Source organism: Flavobacterium sp. LC2016-01 (assembly GCF_009711135.1).
Lineage (GTDB): Bacteria > Bacteroidota > Bacteroidia > Flavobacteriales > Flavobacteriaceae > Flavobacterium.
In genome coordinates, this window is the sequence record NZ_WMIC01000003.1 from 386,860 (window position 1) to 406,470 (window position 19,611).

Here is a 19,611-nt window from a genome sequence, read left to right on the forward strand (position 1 = left end):
CTTACAATGATTCTCTTATTATTAATTTTGTCGGCACATAACACTGCGTTTCTTCGTCGTGCGTAATAAATGCCGCTGCTTTGGTTCCTATTTCTTTAAAATCAGTTGATACAACCGAAATTCCTTTGTATATAAATTTCTTCATTGGCGTTTCGTTATACGACAAAAATCCAACGTCTTTTCCAGGTTCAAAATCTTTCTCTTTACACTGCTCTAAAAAGTGTCCCAAAATTCTGTCGCTTACACTGATATAAGCAATTCCTTTTTCGATATTGAACTTTTTAGGATCTGTAATAATTCCATATTCAAAATTAAAATCAGCACAGAATTTTTTAAAAAACTCAACCGTTTCATAAGGATGATTCGTAAAATCCGGATAAACAAATTCTATTTTTTTATACTTTCTAAACAAATCAACAGCTTCTGTCAAAGCATCATAAAACGCCTTTCCAAAATCCTGAAAAACATGATTATTCGTTTTATCAGCCTGAATATTCCAATCAATCAAAAGCAGTTTATCACTCGAAATTGACGATAAAGTCGAAGCAATATCGCCGTGATCAAAATTCATCACCACATACTTATAATACTTCCCAATTCCGTTATTAATGATAGTTTTAAAAACATCAATATTATAATGATGAAACTGCACATCAATAATCACATTATCAGGCAAATTATTCACAACCGAGTGATACAAAACCTCTTTATACGCTTTGAAAGTATCTAAAACCAAAAGCACTTTTCTCGTTTCGCCTGCCACATAATATCCTTTATTGGGCACCGAATCGATCACATTTTGATCCTTCAAAATACTGTACGCCTTAAAAACCGTATCTCTCGACAGCTGATTATTTTTACAAATCGCATTTACAGATGGCAGCAAATCGCCTTTCTGCAAAATATTCTCTGCAATCGCATTATTAATTCCGTTTACCAACTGCTGGTATTTCGGAATATCACTATCATGGTTTATTGTAAATACAAATGTTTCCTGTTCTTCGTTTAGCATACTGTTACGTTCTGTTCTGGTATGCTAAATTAAGTAAATCTATTTTATAAAAAAATACTTTTAACGTTAAAATTGTTAACTTTTTCAAATCAATTTAGACTTTTTGGGCGTGCCCCGCCGAAAAAGGCGGGTCGGACTATCCGTTTCAAGTCCTCGCACTTCCTTCGTCAGGCTGTGGGCTTTCCACTGCTATCCCTCACGCAAAACGTTTTCAAAAGAAATTTACCGAATTATTCACCGCATTACTTGTCATTTCGACTGAAAGAACCGAAATGACAAACTGAACGGGGAAAAGTTTTCTACAAATGATTCTTTTTCTGATCTAAAAATATTGACAGACGCATCATCTTTTCTTTGACAATTTATCCCATTGTAATTAACCGCATTTCCTTGAACAACCGGTTGTGGTTTCAAGAAAATTTTTTTACATGCCATTACACTAACCATAGAAAAGGTTAATAATGTAATTTTTAAACCGGCTGTTTTTACGTTAATCATCTTTAGAATTAATTTTGAAAATCGTCTTATTTAATCTTCTTTACTGTATGGATCTATCGTTACAATTGAGCCATCTTCATTATATTCAATTTTGGTCACTTTTATAGACCTCAAATGTGTTACTCCTTTTGACAAACTCGAATCATGGTAAAACAAATACCATTCGTTATTTATTTCGCAGATTGAATGATGCGAAGTCCAGCCTACAACCGGGTTTAAAATTCTTCCTTTATAAACAAAAGGCCCGTACGGACTGTCGCCAATCGCATAACAAATAAAATGTGTATCACCAGTTGAATAGGAGAAATAATATTTTCCGTTGTATTTATGAACCCATGAAGCTTCAAAAAAACGACGGTCGTTATCGCCCGCAAGAAGTTCTTTTCCGTTTTCATCAAGAATTTTAATCTCTTTTGGAACTTCTGCAAATTCTTTCATATCATCAGTAAGCAAAGCCACAATTGGGCCTAATGCTGCTTCATTTGCCTGAGGTTCTTCATTTGATTTATCATAAGTATTGTTTCGGTATTTTTGAAGCTGACCGCCCCAAATTCCTCCAAAATAAATATAAAACTTTCCGTCATGATCTTCAAAAACAGCCGGATCAATACTGTAACTTCCTTTTATCGCATTTTCTTCTGGTTTAAAAGGACCCGTTGGAGAATCGCTTACTGCAACACCAATCTGGAAAATTTCGTCTGCACGTTTTGCAGGAAAATATAAGTAGTATTTACCGTTTTTGCAGGCCGCATCGGGCGCCCACATTTGTCGTACTGCCCAGGAAACATCATCAACATGTAAAGCTATTCCATGATCTACAGCTTCTGCATCTACATTATCCATTGAAATAACGTGATAATCTTCCATTCCAAAATGATCTCCATTATCATTAAATGGAATTCCTGCATCAACATCGTGCGATGGATAGATATATATTTTGCCGTTAAAAACGTGTGCCGATGGATCAGCGGTATAAATATGATTTACTAATGGATTTGAAATAGCGCGCTTATCTAACGCAGCGAAGTCAATGTTTTCAATACTATCTTCAGGCATGTTCTCTTTTTTTTATTTTTTTAAATACACTAAACTCTTCTTTCTTTTAAGTCAGATTCAATCTGAACTTCCATTTTCTTGTCGATTTTGTAGAAAAACAATAATCCAACACCAATCAGGAAAGGTATTGCTGGAAAAACACTTACAAGAAGTTTAATTCCGTTTATAGCTATATCACTCTGTTGTGCTGCATTTGGCACATAATTAAAATATCCTAATAATGAAGTAGTCAAAGCCCCGCCAATACTCAAACCTGCCTTTAATCCAACCATCATGGCAGAGAAAATAATTGCAGTTGCTCGGCGGTTATTAAGCCATTCTGAATAATCAGCAACATCGGCAATCATCGCCCAAAGAATTGGGATTGTTATTCCGTAGAAAAATCCGTGCAGAATTTGGGAGAAAAACATGAAGCTGATTGATTTAGAAGAAAAGAAATAAAAAGCTAAAACAAATAGGGTTGAAACAAATAAAAAGGAACCAAATATATTTCGTTTTCCATATTTATCTGCCAGTCTTTTTGATAACGTAATCCCAACAATCATAAAGATAATTCCTCCCGCATTAAACAATCCAAAACCGGCTGCGATTGGGTCACTTCCAAACTGATTCAATCCAATATCAGCTAATACATTCAAAATAGGCTGAATAACTATTGCCAATTGTTCTTTATCTACATAATTCTCAAAATAATAAACATATGACCCACCTTTCATTGCTAGCGTAATGAAAACCAAAGTGGTCAGAGCCAGCATAATCAGCCAAGGTTTGTTTTTTATTAAATCTGCCAAATCTTCTTTGACGCTTGATTTCTGTTCTGGTTTAGGAACAATACGTTCTTTTGTGGTGAAAAAAGTAATTAAAAGCATAATTGTTCCAATAACAGCTAGAACAGTCATAACTTTCTCAATTCCAACGGCTTTATCTCCGTTTCCGGCACTTTTAATAATTCCCAACATAAAAACCTGAACAAAAAACTGTGCAAACATTACTGCTACAAAGCGATATGACGACAAACTGTTTCGCTCGCCCATATCACCTGTAATTACACCGCTTAAAGCCGAGTAAGGCAAATTATTTCCGGCATAAAAAAGCAATAATAAACTATAAGTCGCGACAGCATAAATTACTTTGCCATGATACGAAAAATTAGGTGTTGTAAAAGCCAGCAATGCAATTACTCCTAACGGCACGGCAGTCCATAAAATCCAAGGTCTGAATTTTCCCCATTTGCTGCTTGTTCTGTCTGCCAAAACACCAATAATAGGATTAAAAATGAAAGCTGCAATCAGACCGACAACCAGCATTATTATAGAAGAATGTGCTGGCGATAAGCCATAAATGTCGGTGTAGAAATAGGCCAGATAAGTCATCAAAGTTTGAAAAACTAAATTGGCTGCCAAGTCGCCTAAGCTATATCCAATTTTTTCTTTAATGGATAATTTTTGGGAATTAAAATTCATTATTAGTTCGTGGTTATTTTGGTTAGTTTCATAATCAATACTCACAAAAATTTTGATTATTTCGTTAGCTCTTGCACTGATTTCAAAAGGTTTCTGCTTAAGCAATCGGTTGTGTAAATTTAGTAAAAAAAATATACCATCCAAATTTACTTTGCTTTATTACATTATTTTCAAAAAAACAGTCTGCCGGCATTCTCAATAAATAGAATTCACACCTTTTTTACTCTTTTTTCTCTTTAAGCAGCAGAATACTGTCGTACGCTTTTTTATGTTTTAATTGAGCATCAAATGGCAACGGATAATTTGTTCTACCTTTTATAGGCCAGTCGTTTAACCAAGATTGTCCATCATGAACGCCCCAAAAAGTAACTCTGCTTATTTTGTCTTTATGCTTTAAAAATAATTTAAAAATAGAAGCATATCGTTCTGCCAATTTATTTTGAATAGAATCTGGCAATGCTTTTGAATACGGATTCATTTTTTCGTTTCCTTCAAATTTCTGATTTACATCTGCGCCTTTTAAATCCCACGGATTTGGAAGTACTGTAATATCTAATTCTGTAAACGCTACTTTAATTCCTAAAGCCGAATATTCTAAAATACTTTTTTCGATTTCTTCTATTGAAGGGCTTGCTAATCGCCAATGTCCTTGAATTCCAACTCCATCAATTTTTCCGCCCGCTGCTTTTATTTTCTTAATTAAAGCAATTGCTCCAGCTCTTTTTGCAGGTTCTTCTATATTATAATCGTTGTAATATAAATCTACTTTTGGATCTGCTTTTGCTGCTAATTTGAAAGCATCAACCAAATATTGTTCTCCAAGCGTATTCAAAAAAACCGATTTTCTTAAGGTTCCATCATCATTTAAAGCTTCATTGACAACATCCCATGAACCAATTCTTCCCTTATATTTTGAAACAATTGTCGTGATATGATCTTTCATAAAAGCCTTCATCTCTGTGCTGTCCTTTATTTTTTCCATCCAAGGAGCCAATTGACTGTGCCAAATCAAAGTATGTCCGTGAACAAACATTTTGTTTTTTTCACCATAAGCAACAAATTTATCTGCCAATGTAAAATCATACTTATCCTTTTGCGGATGCACAAACATTGATTTCATAATATTTTCTGCAGTAATTGCATTAAATTCTTTTTTAATCAATGAATCTTCTTTGGTATTTTTCTCTTGAATTTGATCTGCACTTAAAGCCGTACCGATGTAAAAATCGTTTTTATAGGCGTCTTTTAACGACAGCATTTCTTTTTTCGAAGAACAGCTTACCATCAGCAATGTTGCGACGGCAAACACATAAGGATTAATAAATTTCATATATTTTGGTTTTAATAGTTAATCGTTTTTTTTCTCTCTCAATCTTGTCATTTCGACGGAGGAGAAATCACACTCGGGATTCGACAAAGATTGGCGACATTCTGTGCGGAGTTTCGAGTGTGATTCCTCGTTCCTCGGAATGACAAACAGCACGGATTATCTCCTTTAGATTATTCCTTCCTAAAACTCTCAGGCGGTCCTAAATACGACTCCAAAACTTTTCCTTCTTCCGTCTCAATTACAATTTTCTGAAGCACTAATGCTGGATCAACAGCATAAATTTTCAAAACGTGATTTCCTGCATTTTCTATTTGATGTGTTGAGGTTATAATTTTAATATTGTTAGCAACCGATTGAGCCCAACTTTTCTCTGAATCATCCTGATTAAAATTAATTATCTGAGGCTTTTCATCATCAAAACCAATTCCGTATTTTAAACCATCTCCCGTTTTAAAATTAATTGTCGGCGAAAAATAGGCGCTTACTTTTACATTTCCTTCGCTGAAAAAATGAACATCATATTCTAATCTTGGCGACTTGTCCGAAATTTCAATCGGCTGAATATTCGAAGGTTTTATTGTTATTCCAGAATCTGTTTTACCAAGATTTGGGATTATAGTCCATTTTACAGCATCCGAATTTATTGCTTTAGAATAGTTTTTACTTTCTATCGAAATATAACCGTTATCCTCAACAAAACCTCGAACATGATCTAAATTTCTATTTTTATTAATTGATGTCTCAGCCTTTGCAGAAATTTTCGCTTCAGCTTTATTTGAAACCTCAATTGTTTTCGTTTTCGGAATTACATTTTTATCTGGCTGTTGCCAATTTGTATAACCAATATGCGTCTGTGACATCATATGATTCCATTTCCCATTCGCTACTTTGGTATGATAATAATTGGTCAACAGACTATCTTTTTCAAATAATGATTTTACTTTTTCAGCATAATCATTTGCCGAAGCTCTTCCCTGCTCTGCATATAAATGATTTTTAGCCGTCGCGACATACAATTCATTTAAATTTGCGCTTGCCAAAACCGGAAATAAAACCAGCTGATAATAAGCATCTTTATATTCTGGCTTCAATTTTTTATTTATGGAATTGGCTTTTTCGACCAATTTTTGATAATCCGCTAAAACGCGATCTGCTTCGTTATAATTGGTAATGCTGTATGTTTTCTCATCTAATAATTCAGGTTTTCTGCGGGAATTGTATTTGGTGTACAATTTTAAAATCTCGGCAATTTCTGGTGCAAACTGATTTCCAAAATTCTCTTTCGCCCAATTCACATAATAATCTTGTAAATTTCCTGCATTAAACTTTTCAGGATTCCACGCCATATCGAGGAAAAAGGCAATCGGGAATTCCATTGGTTTTATGTCGCCAACATTTACAATCCAGATTTTATCAACTCCATGCTGATACGCCAAATCCATTTGTTCCCACGTACGCTCGATTTGATTGGTATTGATCCATTTATAATTTCGAGGTCCGCCTACATAATCATAATGATAATAAATTCCGTAACCGCCTTTTCTGGGTTTTGCATTCAGTTCCGGCAATTTTCGAATATTTCCCCAATTGTCATCGCACAATAAAAGCGTAACATCATCGGGTACCGTCATTCCTTTGTCGTAATAATCCTGAACTTCTTTGTAAAGCGCCCACATTTGCGGTGTTTCTTCAATTGGTTTTTTAGTAATTTCCTGAATGATATTTCTCTGTGTTTTTACGATATTTTCCAAAAGACCAATTGCAGTTCCTTGCGTCATCGGTTCGTCACCGTCACCGCGCATTCCAATGGTAACAATGGTTTCTTTATTTCCCATTCTTTTAATTCCGTCTTTCCAGAAATTAATCAAGGTTTCTGAATTGCTATTAAAATCCCATTTCCCATTTTCTTTTCCCCATTCGGCGTGGGCTTTTGTTAAAGGCTCATGATGCGAAGTTCCCATCACAATTCCGTATTCATCGGCCAAAACAGCATTCTGCGGATCATCCACATAAAACATTCTTCCCCACATTGCCGGCCATAAATAATTGCCTTTCATTCTCAAAATCAATTCAAAAACGTTGTCATAAAATTTAGAATTGAATCCGCCGTATTTTTCAAAAGCCCAGCCCGTTAATGCCGGCGCTTCATCATTTATAAAAATACCGCGGTACTTTACTTTTGGTTCTCCCTGCGAATGAATTCCGTGTAAAACATGCAGTTCCGATTGCTTTTTAACCGGAACATCGGCCCAAAAATACCATGGAGAAATTCCAATTTGGCTTGACAAATCGTAAATTCCGTAAATCGTTCCTCGTTTATCCGAACCTGCAATTACCAAAGCTTTTTTAATTCCTTTAAAAGGATTTTCGACAATTTGCGTGGTAAATTTTTCCCATTTTCCTTGAAGCTGATTCGCATCAATTTTTCCGTCTTTGACTAATTGATTGATGATTTCACTTTTTCCAAATGTTCCAATAATAACCACAAAATCTTCGGCTTCAGAAATCTTTTTAATTCGCTTTGGATGCAAATCTGACACTTTAAAAATATCATTTTCTAAATGTCCCGCAACTTTCAAAACGCCCGAAAAATCAGTTGAACTGACTAAAATTGAAGCTGTCTTTCCTTTTGAAACCAAAGGGAAGTTTTTGGAAGAAGCTTTATTTACTACGTATTTATCTGGATTTATTGCATATGATTTTGTGCTTAATCCGAAGAGGAAAAGCAGAGAAATTATATTTAGCATCTTAATTTTTAAACACATAGAATCATAGATTTTCTTTGTTTGTAAAAAGGCGTTTCACTTGTATAAACACACATAGTTTTTAGTCTAGTTTGTCATTCCGAGGAACGAGGAATCTCCGCAAGTAACTCCGCACAGAATGTCGCCAAGCTTTGTAGAGCTTCTCGCGGAGATTCCTCGTTCCTCGGAATGACAAACAAAACGTATTATTTCAATACTATTACAAATTCAATTTATAAGCAATTCCCATTTCCAAACCTCGCAATTCTGCCAAACCTTTTAATCTCCCTGTCAATGAGTAACCTGGATACGTTTCTGTTTTTTCATCAACGGCATGCAAAAATCCATGATCTGGGCGCATTGGCAGACTTATCTTTGTTTTATCCATCAGCAACAGGATTTTCTCTAGAATAATTTCCATTTTCACATCGCCATTTAAGTGCTCTGATTCACGGAAAATAGTTTCGCTTTCGCGGATGGTGTTTCTCAGATGTAAAAAGTGAATTCTATCTCCATAATCATCAATTATTTTTTCCAGATTATTTTTTGGATCGGCGCTTAAAGAACCTGTGCAATAACATAATCCATTAGCTTGAGAAGGAACCTCATCGAAAATCGCCTTTAAGTCGGCTTCTGTTGAAACAATTCTTGGCAAACCTAAAACTGAAAATGGCGGATCATCAGGATGAATCGCTAATTTAGCTCCAACTTCTTCTGCAATTGGCGCAACTTCAGATAAAAAGTAAATCAGATTTTCTCTCAGTTTTTGATTGTCGATATCGGCATAATTTTCTAAAAGTGCCAAAATTTGTTCGGCCGTAAAATTGATTTTGCTTCCCGGCAATCCTAATAAAACATTTTTAAATAATAATGCTTTTTCCTCTTCAGATAATTGATTTCCAAATTGCAGTGCATTTTCTTTTTCTATATCTGAATAATCATTTTCTGAGTTTGGCCTTTTTAAAAGAAAAACATCAAAAAAAGTAAAAGCATCCTGATTGTACAATAAAGCTTTGCTTTCGTCAGTATTAACAAAATTATGATGTGTTCTAACCCAATCCAGAATCGGCATGAAATTATAGGTGATAATTTTAATACTGCATGCTGCCAGATTTTTTAAACTGATTTTATAATTTTCAATGTACTGAAGATAATTTCCAGAAGCTCTTTTAATTTCTTCATGAACTGGAAGACTTTCCACAACCGACCATTCCAATCCAGCATTTTTAATTATTTGCTGTCTTTCTTTAATCTCACTGATCGTCCAGACTTCTCCGACCGGAATATGATGTAAAGCTGTAACAATTCCGGTTGCTCCAGCTTGTTTGATATCTAATAAAGTAACGTTGTCCTGAGGTCCAAACCAACGCATTGTTTGTTGCATTTTTGTCATACTATTTTTTTTTATGCCACGAAGGCGCTAAGTCGCAAAGTTTTGTTTCCCGCAGATTTTGCATATTGAGCTGATTTTAATCTTTTTAATCCTCTAATCTGTGGCTTTAAAAAACCTTTGAACCTATGAGCCTACGCCCCTTAGTAACTTTAAATTAAAACCCAATACTATTTCCGCCATCGACAGGCAAAATAGTTCCGGTTGTGTATTTTGATTCGCTTAAAGCGAAATAATAAACGGCATCAGCAATATCTGAAGGTTCTCCTAAAAAACCCATTGGCGTTCTTCCTAATACTTTATTTTTTCTTTCTGGATCGCTGTCCAATGCTTTTGCCGACATTTTCGTTTTGATAAATCCAGGAGCAACACAATTAACACGAATTCCAAAAGGAGCCAATTCTACCGCCATGGCACGAGTCATCGATTCGATTGCACCTTTGCTGGCTGAGTACGCAATTACTTTCGGGATTCCGTATTGTGATGCCATCGAACTGATGTTTACAATACTTCCTGCTCCATTTTCTTTCATGTTTTTTACAACCGCTTTACTGACTGCAAAAACACTTAAAAGATTGGTGTGAATTATCGATAAAAAATCTTCATCGGTAACATCTAAAAATTCTTTTTTCAGATTGATTCCGGCATTATTTACCAAAATATCAATTGGACTATTTTTAGCAATGCTTTCAATCATAGCCGGAATTCCAGCCAAATCATTCAAATCAAAAATAACTGGAACAGCATTTTCTCCAATTTCCTTGCAGGCTTCTTCTGTTTTTTCTTTTGATCTTCCTATTATGTAAGTTGTGATACCATTATCACAAAGTTTTTTTGCTGTTGCAAATCCTAAACCCGAATTTCCTCCGGTAACAATTGCCGATTTCTTGCTCATAATTTTTAAAATATATTTATTCGTACGCTGATGAAACGAATTCACTATCGCGAAAACGCTGATTTATACGGATTTTTTTTATTCTCATTTTTAGAAGTGGGAAATCCGTTTTTTTCCGTGTCTTCGCGATAGCGAATTCGTCACATCTGCGTTATAATTACTCCATTTATTATCCATTTCCCGGTGCAAATGGGAATTTTAATGATTTAAAATAATCTAATGTCTGCGTTGGTTTTTCCACTCCCAACGGAAGTTCTTTACCAGAATATTGCTGAAAATAAAGCAAACAGGCATCGCGCCACCATTTTGCTTCTTTGTACTGAATTTCCAATAACATTTGAACTTCATGAAAACGCTCACTGTCTATATATTTTCCAGTTTTGTTCCAAACATCCTGCATTGCTGCCACTTGATTTACGCCTTCCTGATATTTCAATGCCAGGCCATTCCAAAGCGTTTGTCCGTTTTTCAATTTATAATCCCATGAAACATGATGAAACCATAATAAATCTTTCTCTGGACAGGTTTCTAAATTATCAAAAAGTTTTTCAACTTCTGGTGCATATTGCGCTGTGGCATTTGTACCTGTTTTTGATCGGTCAAAACCAATTCCATTTTTATCTGCTTTATGATAATACACCGGATTCCATTCTGGTCGGGACAAATTCGAAACCCACGGCCCTGGTCCGTAATGATGACCTGTATCCATAATATGATGCAAACCAAGCGGTGTCATATAATTCACAACCGCTTCACGCGATTCCATCATCATTTTTTTAACTGGTTTGATGAAATTTTCATCATTTGAAAAAGTGCTTCTTAGCCATTCATCAGCGATAACTTCTGCATCTAAATAAGGATTCCACGCCAATCTTCCGAAGCCGTACCAATTTGCCTGCGCAAAAGGATGTCCGGTCCAGTTTAAATCATTTCCAATATTGGCAACGCCGGCAATTCCAGTAATTTTATTATTGTATAAAGAACCGTCAACAACTTTGGCAACGGTTGAACCTTTTCCTTTTTGGTACGTATCTGATGCTAAAACTTCTTGAAATAATTTAGGCAGAAAAACCAAATGTGTACTGAAACCCAAATATTCCTGAGTGATTTGAAATTCCATCATTAAAGGCGTTTTTGGCATTGCTCCAAATAACGGATGAAAGGGTTCTCTCGGCTGAAAATCGATTGCTCCGTTTTTAACCTGAACGATTACATTTTCTTTGAATTTTCCGTCGTACGGCTGAAATTCGGCGTAAGCTTGTTTGGCACGATCGTTCGCGTCATGTTCAGAATATACAAACGCTCGCCACATAATTACTCCTCCAAACGGCGCAACGGCATCAGCAAGCATATTGGCTCCATCAACATGATCTCTTCCGTAATTTTGCGGACCAGGCTGGCCTTCAGAATTTGCTTTTACCAAAAAACCGCCAAAATCTGGAATTCGTTTATAAATTTCGGTTGCCTTATTTTTCCACCAATTCATCACTTCAGGATCTTTTGGATCGGCAGTTTTTAGATTTCCAATTTCAATTGGCGCCGAAAATCTTGCGGTTAAATACACTTTTATTCCGTAAGGTCTAAAAACATTGGCTAAAGCTTCAACTTTTTCTAAATATTGGGGTGTCAAAATCAAGGCATTGGCATTTACATTGGTCAAAACCGTTCCGTTAATTCCAATTGAAGCATTTGCTCTGGCGTAATCAATATAACGCTGATCTATAAAATCAGGCAATTTTTGCCAGTTCCAAAGTGAAAATCCAGCATAACCGCGTTCGACAGTGCGATCGAGATTGTCCCAATGATTTAAAATTCGGATATTTGTTTTTGGTGAATCAGCAATATTTAAATCTTTAAGCGATTTATTTGTCTGCATTAATCTCAAGAAACTGAAAACGCCATACAAAACGGCAACATCATTTTTTCCAGTAATAATAAGCTGTTTTTTATTTTTTAGAGCAATCGATTTAATGATAAAACCTTCATTATTTATTTTTTCAAAATCAGATTGAAGTGCTTTTTGCAAATCAGAATTCAGAGAAAATTGACTTCCAATAATCAAATTATTTTCTCCTTCAATTTCCTTTTTGATTTCTGGCTTTTGATCTAAGATGCTCAAAATGCCAGTTTCTAGTTCTTTTGTCGCAATTTTTAAGGTCTCTGAATTTCCAAATGAAATAATACTCTTAAGACTGCTTTTATATTCTGAAACAATTTCAGGATTTGTTATTTTATTATACTGAAGCCATAATTTATAATCCTTTTGAGCCGAAGCTGAAAAAGAAATTAGAACAAACAGGAATACAAATCTTGATAAAGTCATTTTATTATTCTTTAAAATTTACATTTTGAAAGAATCAATGTTTTATGTAACAATAAAGATATTTGATAAAAATTTAATCTAAAAAATACATTATTACAAATAAAACAACAATTGCAATCGGTTGCGTAAAAATATAAGATTGTTAGAGAAGAAAAAAATTTTAACTCCACTTTTTTCAAAAAAATAATTTTAAAGACAAATAAAAGTATCCTAATTTAAAAAACTGTCCTGCACTTTCTTTGCTTTAAAAATTCTCTACTCAGGCTCTAAAAATACTGAAAGCCGAACACTAAGATGCAAGATTCCCACCAAGAAATCATTACAACTTAAGACACTGAAATAGAATCCATTAAAGCCAAAATTTCTTAAAACATAAAGCGTAAAATATTAAGATATTTTTTATAAATTTGAGTAGCATTACTGATTTCCCCCAAATCATTTTTTTTACACAGATTACCTTTTGTTTTCACTGTTTCATTAAAGGACTACTAACGTAAATCAAAAAAAAATGAAAAATTTTACCTTTGCTGTAATTCTTTTATTTGGGTATTTTTCAAATTCTTCATTTGCTTACTCGAGCAATCATCTGAACTTTTCTGCAGATAAAAAGAATCATTTCATTATTACTGCTCCCACAATTACCGGTGCTTCAATTACCACTTTTTTCAAAAAATATTCTGATTTAAAAGCGTATCAAGGCGATGTTGCCAAATTATATCAGGACAGATCATATAAAGCGATTTGGTATGAAAACGATGATATCAATGAGTTTGGATATCTTTTGTATCATAAATTAAATTCGACTTATGAAGAGGGTGTTCAAATAGAAATTCCGTACAAAGGCAAACTCGACGAAGTTTTTAATGAGGAATCAAAATCGAAATCAAAAATTTCAGATTCTGATACGGAGCTTTTACTGAGTTCTATGTATATTTTATATGCCAAACACGTTTATCAAGGAATTAATGCCGATGAACAAAATAAAATTCAATGGTATCTGCCAAAGAAAAAATTGTCTTATGATACGTTATTAGATTCAATTGCAAGCAATCCAGATTTATTGAAGGAAAACAAGCATGTTCTTTTTAGCCAATATTATAAACTTCAAGAAGTCTTAAAAAAATACCGCGAAATTGAAAAGAACAATCAGTGGAATGTGATTCACATGGACAGTCCTTTTCAAGATTTACGCCCAGACGCCACTTCGCAGACCATTGCCGATGTGAGACAACGTTTATTTGTAATTGGCGACTTGGCAAAAGATTCTAAAAGTAATTTTTATGATCAGGAATTGATGGATGGCGTAATGAAATATAAAATTCGTCACGCTTTGACACCAAATTATATTATTACCAAAGAACATATCGACCAAATGAATGAGCCAGTCAGCGACCGAATCAAAACGATCATGCTGAATATGGAGCGCTGCAGATGGATTCCGCCATCCTTGGAAGATCAGGACGAATATGTAATGGTCAATATTCCTTCATTTATGCTGTATTTTGTACGAAATAAGAATTTTGATATTGTTTCCAAGGTCTTTATTGGAACTCCCTTAACCAAAACCGTGATTTTCAGCGGGCAGATTGATCGAATTGTTTTCAGCCCATATTGGTCCGTTCCTACCAGTATTATTCAAAACGAATTAAAATTAAAAATGGCCGAAGATAAAAATTATCTAGCCGATCACAATATGGAATGGAACGGCGGTAAAGTAAGACAAAAACCAGGACCAGATAACGCATTAGGACTTGTAAAATTCATGTTTCCAAATCCTAATGATATTTACATGCACGACACTCCATCTAAATCTTTGTTTGGGTTTGAAAAACGTATTTTCAGCCACGGCTGTATTAATGTTGAAAAGGCGAAAGAACTTGCCATTTCGATGATGAAAGATTATCCCGACTGGACAATTGATAAAATAAATGCAGCAATGAGCGGTGAAAAAGAAACACCCTTTTTCTTGAAGAAAAAAATCCCAATTTATATAGGGTATTTTACCGCTTGGGTAACAAGAGACGGAAATATGAATTTTTACCCTGATGTATATCAGAGAGATACTCGTTTAAATGGAATGTTATTCCCAAATGATACTGCCTATAAATCTGATCAGGAATAGATCTAATACACCTCATCAATGAACCTCCCAAAGAAGATTTTTTTGGGAGGTTTTTTATTTTTTAGAACCACATTTTTCTGCATATGTTTCAAAAATATGTTTCGACACAGCTTTAAGTGGACTATCATTTACTGGGTTTTTTCCATGCGTATTAAAAAATTCTACAACATTATTTTTTTTAGAATACCAGATAGCGCTATAATTAGTTGTCGTATCACAGACTCTTAATTTCTTAAATTCCAGAAGATTTGCATCATATGGAATTATTTTATTTTGATTATCTGAACTATTTGAATTACAATCTACAACGTCAAAATGATCTTGAGACCATTGCATACAATGCTTTTTAATAAAAGCAAAATAGATTGTTGCTGCTATTAAACAAAAAATTACAGCAGTTGTAATCATTGTCGGTTTTGATCTATTAAATAGCTTTTCAAAATACTTATTTCTCTTAACTGACTTTTTTGATTCTGAACGTGATTCTTCAGTCGCACATTCTGTTTTTAAATCCTCTAAGTCTTTAATTTCTACTTGCTCCCTCAAAGTATCAGAAACTACTTCTTTACCGGAATTATTAGGAATCCTCAAGTCATTTATTAGTTCTAAATCTTCTTCATCAATATGCTTCTTAAACTTATTAAAAGGTCTTGGCTGAAGATCTACAAGTATGGCGGCTAATTGAATAGTATCTTCTGCTGGTTTCTCCGTTTTGCCCTGAAAAAATCTCTTAACTGCCTCTAATTTATTTAGCTCTTCTTCTCCAAATAAGTTTTTTTTATCCTTATCAAATGGAAAATTAAAAAAATACTCAAAGGCGCTTAAGTCATCTTTACTATTATTTGACTCAAATCTTTTGATACATAAATTTCTAAGATTTGCAGTCGTTGGCGAACTTAAATTATTTGAATATTCTCCTTCTATTTCTTCTTCATATTTAGCTTTAATCGCTTTTCTGTAATCTTCAATAGTAAAGTTTGACATAGGCATTTTGAACTTTTTACAACTTTTTCTAAAGGACTTTATTCTACTTTTTATGACTTTTTGTGACTTTTTAGAACTTATCTCAACTTTAAAAAAACTAATTAGACTTTCCTGACTTTCGGATCAATACAGCTCTAAACCCCCCATAACTTTGCCTCAACAAAATTAGTTAACGTAATGATCTGCAGATTAAAAACAAAAGTACAAAACTAGTTTTATTAAAAGTATGGAAATCCGTAAGACGGAGTTTAGCCGGGAAGTCTAAACAAAAATCTTACTGTTTTACATACCTCACTTCCCAAAAAAACAATTTGGTATTGCCATTAAAAAATGCTCTGGAAAAGTTCCGGACAGCAATACCTATTTCAAAATTTTAAACAAAATTATTATGAAAAAGATATTCATTTTGGGAGCGTTCGCCCTATTGTCAACTACATTATTTTCTTGCACAGCCGACGAATATGATGATGTTAAAAAGGAAATTAGTCCTGTAAAACCTTCTTATGCTGATGGACCTGGAGATTTGCCTGTGCCACTTCCGCCACCACCGCCAACCAAAGACTAAATAAAATTTATTTTAATATAATTTAATCATTAAATTCGGGGAAAGTAAAGTTTATGTTACAATCCCCGTTTTTATATTTAATCCTATTTGTTTTTCTTTTTTCATGCAATGAAAAAGAACCTATCACTGCGAATATGGATTCCATAAAGAAAGAAGCAAAAAAGAATCAGGAAAAAGGCCTAGCTGACTTTGCAAAAAAAAACTTTAGTACTGCTTTTTATAATTTAAACAAATCCAAAATAGCATTTGAAAATTCGAAAGATAGCGCCAATTTGGTTTACAATCTTATTCTCATGGCTAATATCCAACAAATTAATGGAGATTATTATGGCAGTAGAGAAACACTTACTGAAGCATTACCTTATGTAAAAAAAAAGGATGTTTACAGTGCCGCAATCAATAACTTTTTTGGAATCGCTGATAAGGAATTATCTAATTATGATGATGCTATTTACTACTATAACGAAGGACTTAAAGATTGTTCCGATTCTTTGTGCAAAGAATCTATATTAAACAATATCGCGGTCGTTTATATTAATCAAAAAAAATACGATAAGGCAATCAAAATCTTTGAATCTATTTTAAATACAAAAGGATCTGGAGATCAATTCATAAATAGTAAAGCCGGAATTTTAGACAATTATGGCTACGCTTTGTTCAAAAAAGGCTTAAATGAAAAAGGTTTTTCGTTTATGAAACAAAGTCTAGACCTAAGACAACGTAATATTAAAGATTACGGAAGCATCGAAAACAATTTACATTTATCAGAATTTCACTCTAATACCCAGCCTCAAAAGTCAAAACAATTTGCCTTAAATGCCTATGAAACGGCAACAAAAATACATAGTATTGATGAGCGTTTAAAGGCTTTATCTTTTTTAATGACCAATAATTCTGTGACCAATAAAACAGAATATATCCAAAAATTCATTTTCTTAAATGATAGTATCCTAAAAGTTAGAAATAATTTTAAAAATAAATTCGCAAAAATTAAATACGATTCAAAAAAGGAAAAAGACGAAAATGAAAAATTGCGTTTAGAAAAAGCTGTAGCCCAAAAAGATTCCGAAAAAGAGAAAATCGTATTTATTGGAACTCTAATTATTCTCCTCTTTTTGCTTGCCTATTTGAAAAAACATTATGATAATCGAAACCGAATAGGAAAAATAAAAACTGCCTACGACACTGAAACAAGAATTGCAAAAGATATACATGATGAATTGGCAAATGATGTTTTCGATACAATAACCTTTACGCAAACTCAATCTTTAACAGCCGAAAATAATACAGGAATCTTATTGCAAAAACTAAATCATATTTATACTAGAGTTCGAGGTATTTCAAGAGAGAATAACGATATAGATACTGGAGCAAATTATTCTAGAAACTTGAAAGAAATGCTTTCTACTTACAGCGACAACAATATAAATGTATCGATTAATGGTGTCGAAAAAATAAATTGGGATTTAATCGAAGAGCTTAAAAAGATAACAATTCATCGCGTTTTACAAGAACTAATGGTTAACATGAAAAAGCATAGCGAAGCTTCAGTAGTTGTTTTAAAATTTGAAACCGGCAGTAATAAAATCTTTATAAATTATTCAGACAACGGAAAAGGCTCTGAAAAATCAAAAATTATAAAAAATGGTTTACAAAATATGGAAAACCGTATTTTATCTGTAAAAGGAGCGATTACTTTTGAAACCGAACCTCAAAAAGGTTTTAAAGTAAAAATAACGATGCCTAAATAAAAGCCTATGTTTAAAAAAGTAATAATAGCTGAAGATATCGATGCAATGAATTTAGGAATTCAACAGGTTTTGAAAGAATTAAATATTGCCGATTACCAACATTCTAAATTTTGTGATGATGCATTTTTAAAAATACGCGCAGCAATTCACAAAAATGAACCTTTTGAATTATTAATTAGTGATCTTTCTTTTAAAAAAGATCATCGTGAACCAAATATTATAAATGGGGATGAACTGGTTCAAAAAGTACGTGAATTACAACCTGATATTAAAATAATTGTCTATTCGGTCGAAGACAAAAGCTTTCGTATTAAATCGCTTTTTGAAAATGCTGAAATAGATGGTTTTGTTTTAAAAAGTTTGAACAGTATTGAAGAATTAAAAAAAGCAATCAATCTGATTTCAAGTTCTGATAAAAAATTTATTTCTCCAGAAATATCTTCCACTTTACAGGAAAAAAACAATTTCGAAATAGAAGAACTGGATATTAAGATTTTAAAATATTTAGCTGACGGCACTTCTCAAGATGAAATAATAGAAATTCTAAAAACCTTAGGAACTAGACCAAACAGCAAAAGTGCTATGGAAAAAAGACTTTCGAGATTAAAAGACTTTTTTAAAGCGAATAATACGCTTCATTTGATTTCAATTGTAAAAGATATGGGAATAATTTAAATTCCCGCCATTCCTATTTTAAAGCTCCTTCGGGGGCTTTTTTTATTGCAAAAATTTAAAATTTTATGGATTATGGATTTCCGTAAAATGTTGGTTCTATTGATTTTACTTTTGGATTATTAATCAACTAATTAAAACTTAAAAAATTATGGAACACAAAGTAATACCATTTGTAGCTTCAATCGATTTAAAGAAAGACGCATCTACACAAATTGCAGAACAATTAGAAAGTGCAATAAAATATCATACTGATAAAGGCTGGAAATATGTTCGAGTAGAAAACATTACAACTTTTGTTCATGCAGAATTAGGATGTTTTGGAATTGGGGCAAGACCTGCACAAACACTTTTCACGCACTTAATCGTTTTTGAAAAATAAAATGAAATATTTCATCTTATTAATTATTCGATTGTATTGGATATTAATTCCTCAGTCTAACAGAAGAAAATGCATTTTTAAAAAATCCTGTTCTAATTATGTTTTTGAAATAACTCAAAAAGAAGGTTTTATTAAAGGGCTTAAAGCATTTCAATTTCGATATAAAAACTGCAGAGGAAATTTTTCAATTTTTCAGAATCCAATTAATGATAAAATACAAATGATTCTTCCTTCTCAAATAATAATTGGTGAGGAAGAAATTGCTGACAGATTAATTACTTAAATAAAATCAGGTATTAGTACTCTTTCTGAAGGGTTCAATTCTGATTAGATTTATCAGATGTCATATAACTTAAAACCTTGAAATTTTGTTTTCACAACATCTAAAATATTTATTCAAACAGATAGCCTTTACAAAAATAGT

15 protein-coding genes are annotated in these 19,611 nt (G+C 33.3%); 6 read left to right on the forward strand and 9 right to left on the reverse strand.

Annotation, left to right across the window (positions count from 1 at the left end):
* Nucleotide 1: 1 nt before the first annotated feature.
* The 8 genes from GKZ88_RS08705 to GKZ88_RS08740 all read right to left on the reverse strand — a co-directional run bounded on the left by GKZ88_RS08705 (nt 2) and on the right by GKZ88_RS08740 (nt 12,711).
* Nucleotides 2–1,012: a GntR family transcriptional regulator gene (locus GKZ88_RS08705; RefSeq protein ID WP_155101981.1), complete on the reverse strand. Its 1,011-nt coding sequence runs from the start codon at nt 1,010–1,012 to the stop codon at nt 2–4.
* A 528-nt stretch (nt 1,013–1,540) separates the two neighbouring features.
* Entirely contained in the window at nt 1,541–2,566 is a 1,026-nt protein-coding gene (locus GKZ88_RS08710; RefSeq protein ID WP_155101982.1) for a glycoside hydrolase family 43 protein, read from the reverse strand.
* A 29-nt stretch (nt 2,567–2,595) separates the two neighbouring features.
* Nucleotides 2,596–4,029, reverse strand: a complete 1,434-nt coding sequence (locus GKZ88_RS08715) for an MFS transporter (RefSeq protein WP_155101983.1) — start codon at nt 4,027–4,029, stop codon at nt 2,596–2,598.
* Nucleotides 4,030–4,249: 220 nt separating this feature from the next.
* Nucleotides 4,250–5,359 carry an endo-1,4-beta-xylanase gene (locus tag GKZ88_RS08720; protein ID WP_155101984.1) on the reverse strand — a complete coding sequence of 370 codons (1,110 nt, stop codon included), beginning with the start codon at nt 5,357–5,359 and terminating at the stop codon, nt 4,250–4,252.
* A gap of 170 nt (nt 5,360–5,529) precedes the next feature.
* A complete protein-coding gene (locus tag GKZ88_RS08725) occupies nt 5,530–8,106 on the reverse strand; it encodes a glycosyl hydrolase 115 family protein (RefSeq protein ID WP_155101985.1) in 2,577 nt (858 codons plus the stop codon).
* A 217-nt stretch (nt 8,107–8,323) separates the two neighbouring features.
* On the reverse strand, nt 8,324–9,487 hold the full coding sequence (gene uxuA / locus GKZ88_RS08730; protein WP_155102127.1) for a mannonate dehydratase: 1,164 nt from the start codon (nt 9,485–9,487) through the stop codon (nt 8,324–8,326).
* Between the two features lie 163 nt (nt 9,488–9,650).
* Entirely contained in the window at nt 9,651–10,388 is a 738-nt protein-coding gene (locus GKZ88_RS08735; RefSeq protein WP_155101986.1) for an SDR family oxidoreductase, read from the reverse strand.
* Nucleotides 10,389–10,557: 169 nt separating this feature from the next.
* Nucleotides 10,558–12,711 carry an alpha-glucuronidase family glycosyl hydrolase gene (locus GKZ88_RS08740; protein WP_155101987.1) on the reverse strand — a complete coding sequence of 718 codons (2,154 nt, stop codon included), beginning with the start codon at nt 12,709–12,711 and terminating at the stop codon, nt 10,558–10,560.
* Between the two features lie 508 nt (nt 12,712–13,219).
* Here GKZ88_RS08740 and GKZ88_RS08745 point away from each other — a divergent pair.
* Nucleotides 13,220–14,833, forward strand: a complete 1,614-nt coding sequence (locus GKZ88_RS08745) for a L,D-transpeptidase family protein (protein WP_155101988.1) — start codon at nt 13,220–13,222, stop codon at nt 14,831–14,833.
* A gap of 54 nt (nt 14,834–14,887) precedes the next feature.
* Here the strand turns inward: GKZ88_RS08745 and GKZ88_RS08750 are convergent, their stop codons facing one another.
* Entirely contained in the window at nt 14,888–15,817 is a 930-nt protein-coding gene (locus GKZ88_RS08750; protein WP_155101989.1) for a hypothetical protein, read from the reverse strand.
* Nucleotides 15,818–16,205: 388 nt separating this feature from the next.
* Here GKZ88_RS08750 and GKZ88_RS22305 point away from each other — a divergent pair, with 388 nt between their 5' ends.
* The 5 genes from GKZ88_RS22305 (at nt 16,206) to yidD (ending at nt 19,470) form a co-directional block, all read left to right on the forward strand.
* Nucleotides 16,206–16,382 (forward strand): hypothetical protein, encoded by a 177-nt coding sequence (locus tag GKZ88_RS22305; RefSeq protein ID WP_196216461.1) that lies wholly within the window; start codon nt 16,206–16,208, stop codon nt 16,380–16,382.
* A gap of 134 nt (nt 16,383–16,516) precedes the next feature.
* Nucleotides 16,517–18,133, forward strand: coding sequence for an ATP-binding protein (locus tag GKZ88_RS08755; protein ID WP_347343862.1), 1,617 nt, complete (start codon nt 16,517–16,519; stop codon nt 18,131–18,133).
* Between the two features lie 6 nt (nt 18,134–18,139).
* Complete coding sequence (locus tag GKZ88_RS08760) at nt 18,140–18,808, forward strand: response regulator (RefSeq protein WP_155101991.1); 669 nt, start codon at nt 18,140–18,142, stop codon at nt 18,806–18,808.
* A 148-nt stretch (nt 18,809–18,956) separates the two neighbouring features.
* The gene (locus GKZ88_RS08765) at nt 18,957–19,187 is read left to right on the forward strand and encodes a hypothetical protein (protein WP_155101992.1); all 231 of its coding nucleotides are present in this window, start codon (nt 18,957–18,959) and stop codon (nt 19,185–19,187) included.
* Nucleotide 19,188: 1 nt separating this feature from the next.
* Nucleotides 19,189–19,470 carry a membrane protein insertion efficiency factor YidD gene (yidD, locus tag GKZ88_RS08770; RefSeq protein WP_155101993.1) on the forward strand — a complete coding sequence of 94 codons (282 nt, stop codon included), beginning with the start codon at nt 19,189–19,191 and terminating at the stop codon, nt 19,468–19,470.
* Nucleotides 19,471–19,611: the final 141 nt, after the last annotated feature.

Bases quoted from the DNA above. Each gene is read 5' to 3' on its own strand.
- GKZ88_RS08720 (WP_155101984.1), bottom strand. From the start codon at position 5,359: ATGAAATTTATTAATCCTTATGTGTTTGCCGTCGCAACATTGCTGATG.
- GKZ88_RS08755 (WP_347343862.1), top strand. From the start codon at position 16,517: ATGGATTCCATAAAGAAAGAAGCAAAAAAGAATCAGGAAAAAGGCCTA.
- GKZ88_RS08750 (WP_155101989.1), bottom strand. From the start codon at position 15,817: ATGTCAAACTTTACTATTGAAGATTACAGAAAAGCGATTAAAGCTAAA.
- GKZ88_RS08715 (WP_155101983.1), bottom strand. From the start codon at position 4,029: ATGAATTTTAATTCCCAAAAATTATCCATTAAAGAAAAAATTGGATAT.
- uxuA (WP_155102127.1), bottom strand. From the start codon at position 9,487: ATGCAACAAACAATGCGTTGGTTTGGACCTCAGGACAACGTTACTTTA.
- yidD (WP_155101993.1), top strand. From the start codon at position 19,189: ATGAAATATTTCATCTTATTAATTATTCGATTGTATTGGATATTAATT.
- GKZ88_RS08745 (WP_155101988.1), top strand. From the start codon at position 13,220: ATGAAAAATTTTACCTTTGCTGTAATTCTTTTATTTGGGTATTTTTCA.
- GKZ88_RS08705 (WP_155101981.1), bottom strand. From the start codon at position 1,012: ATGCTAAACGAAGAACAGGAAACATTTGTATTTACAATAAACCATGAT.
- GKZ88_RS08760 (WP_155101991.1), top strand. From the start codon at position 18,140: ATGTTTAAAAAAGTAATAATAGCTGAAGATATCGATGCAATGAATTTA.
- GKZ88_RS08765 (WP_155101992.1), top strand. From the start codon at position 18,957: ATGGAACACAAAGTAATACCATTTGTAGCTTCAATCGATTTAAAGAAA.
- GKZ88_RS08735 (WP_155101986.1), bottom strand. From the start codon at position 10,388: ATGAGCAAGAAATCGGCAATTGTTACCGGAGGAAATTCGGGTTTAGGA.
- GKZ88_RS08725 (WP_155101985.1), bottom strand. From the start codon at position 8,106: ATGCTAAATATAATTTCTCTGCTTTTCCTCTTCGGATTAAGCACAAAA.
- GKZ88_RS22305 (WP_196216461.1), top strand. From the start codon at position 16,206: ATGAAAAAGATATTCATTTTGGGAGCGTTCGCCCTATTGTCAACTACA.
- GKZ88_RS08710 (WP_155101982.1), bottom strand. From the start codon at position 2,566: ATGCCTGAAGATAGTATTGAAAACATTGACTTCGCTGCGTTAGATAAG.
- GKZ88_RS08740 (WP_155101987.1), bottom strand. From the start codon at position 12,711: ATGACTTTATCAAGATTTGTATTCCTGTTTGTTCTAATTTCTTTTTCA.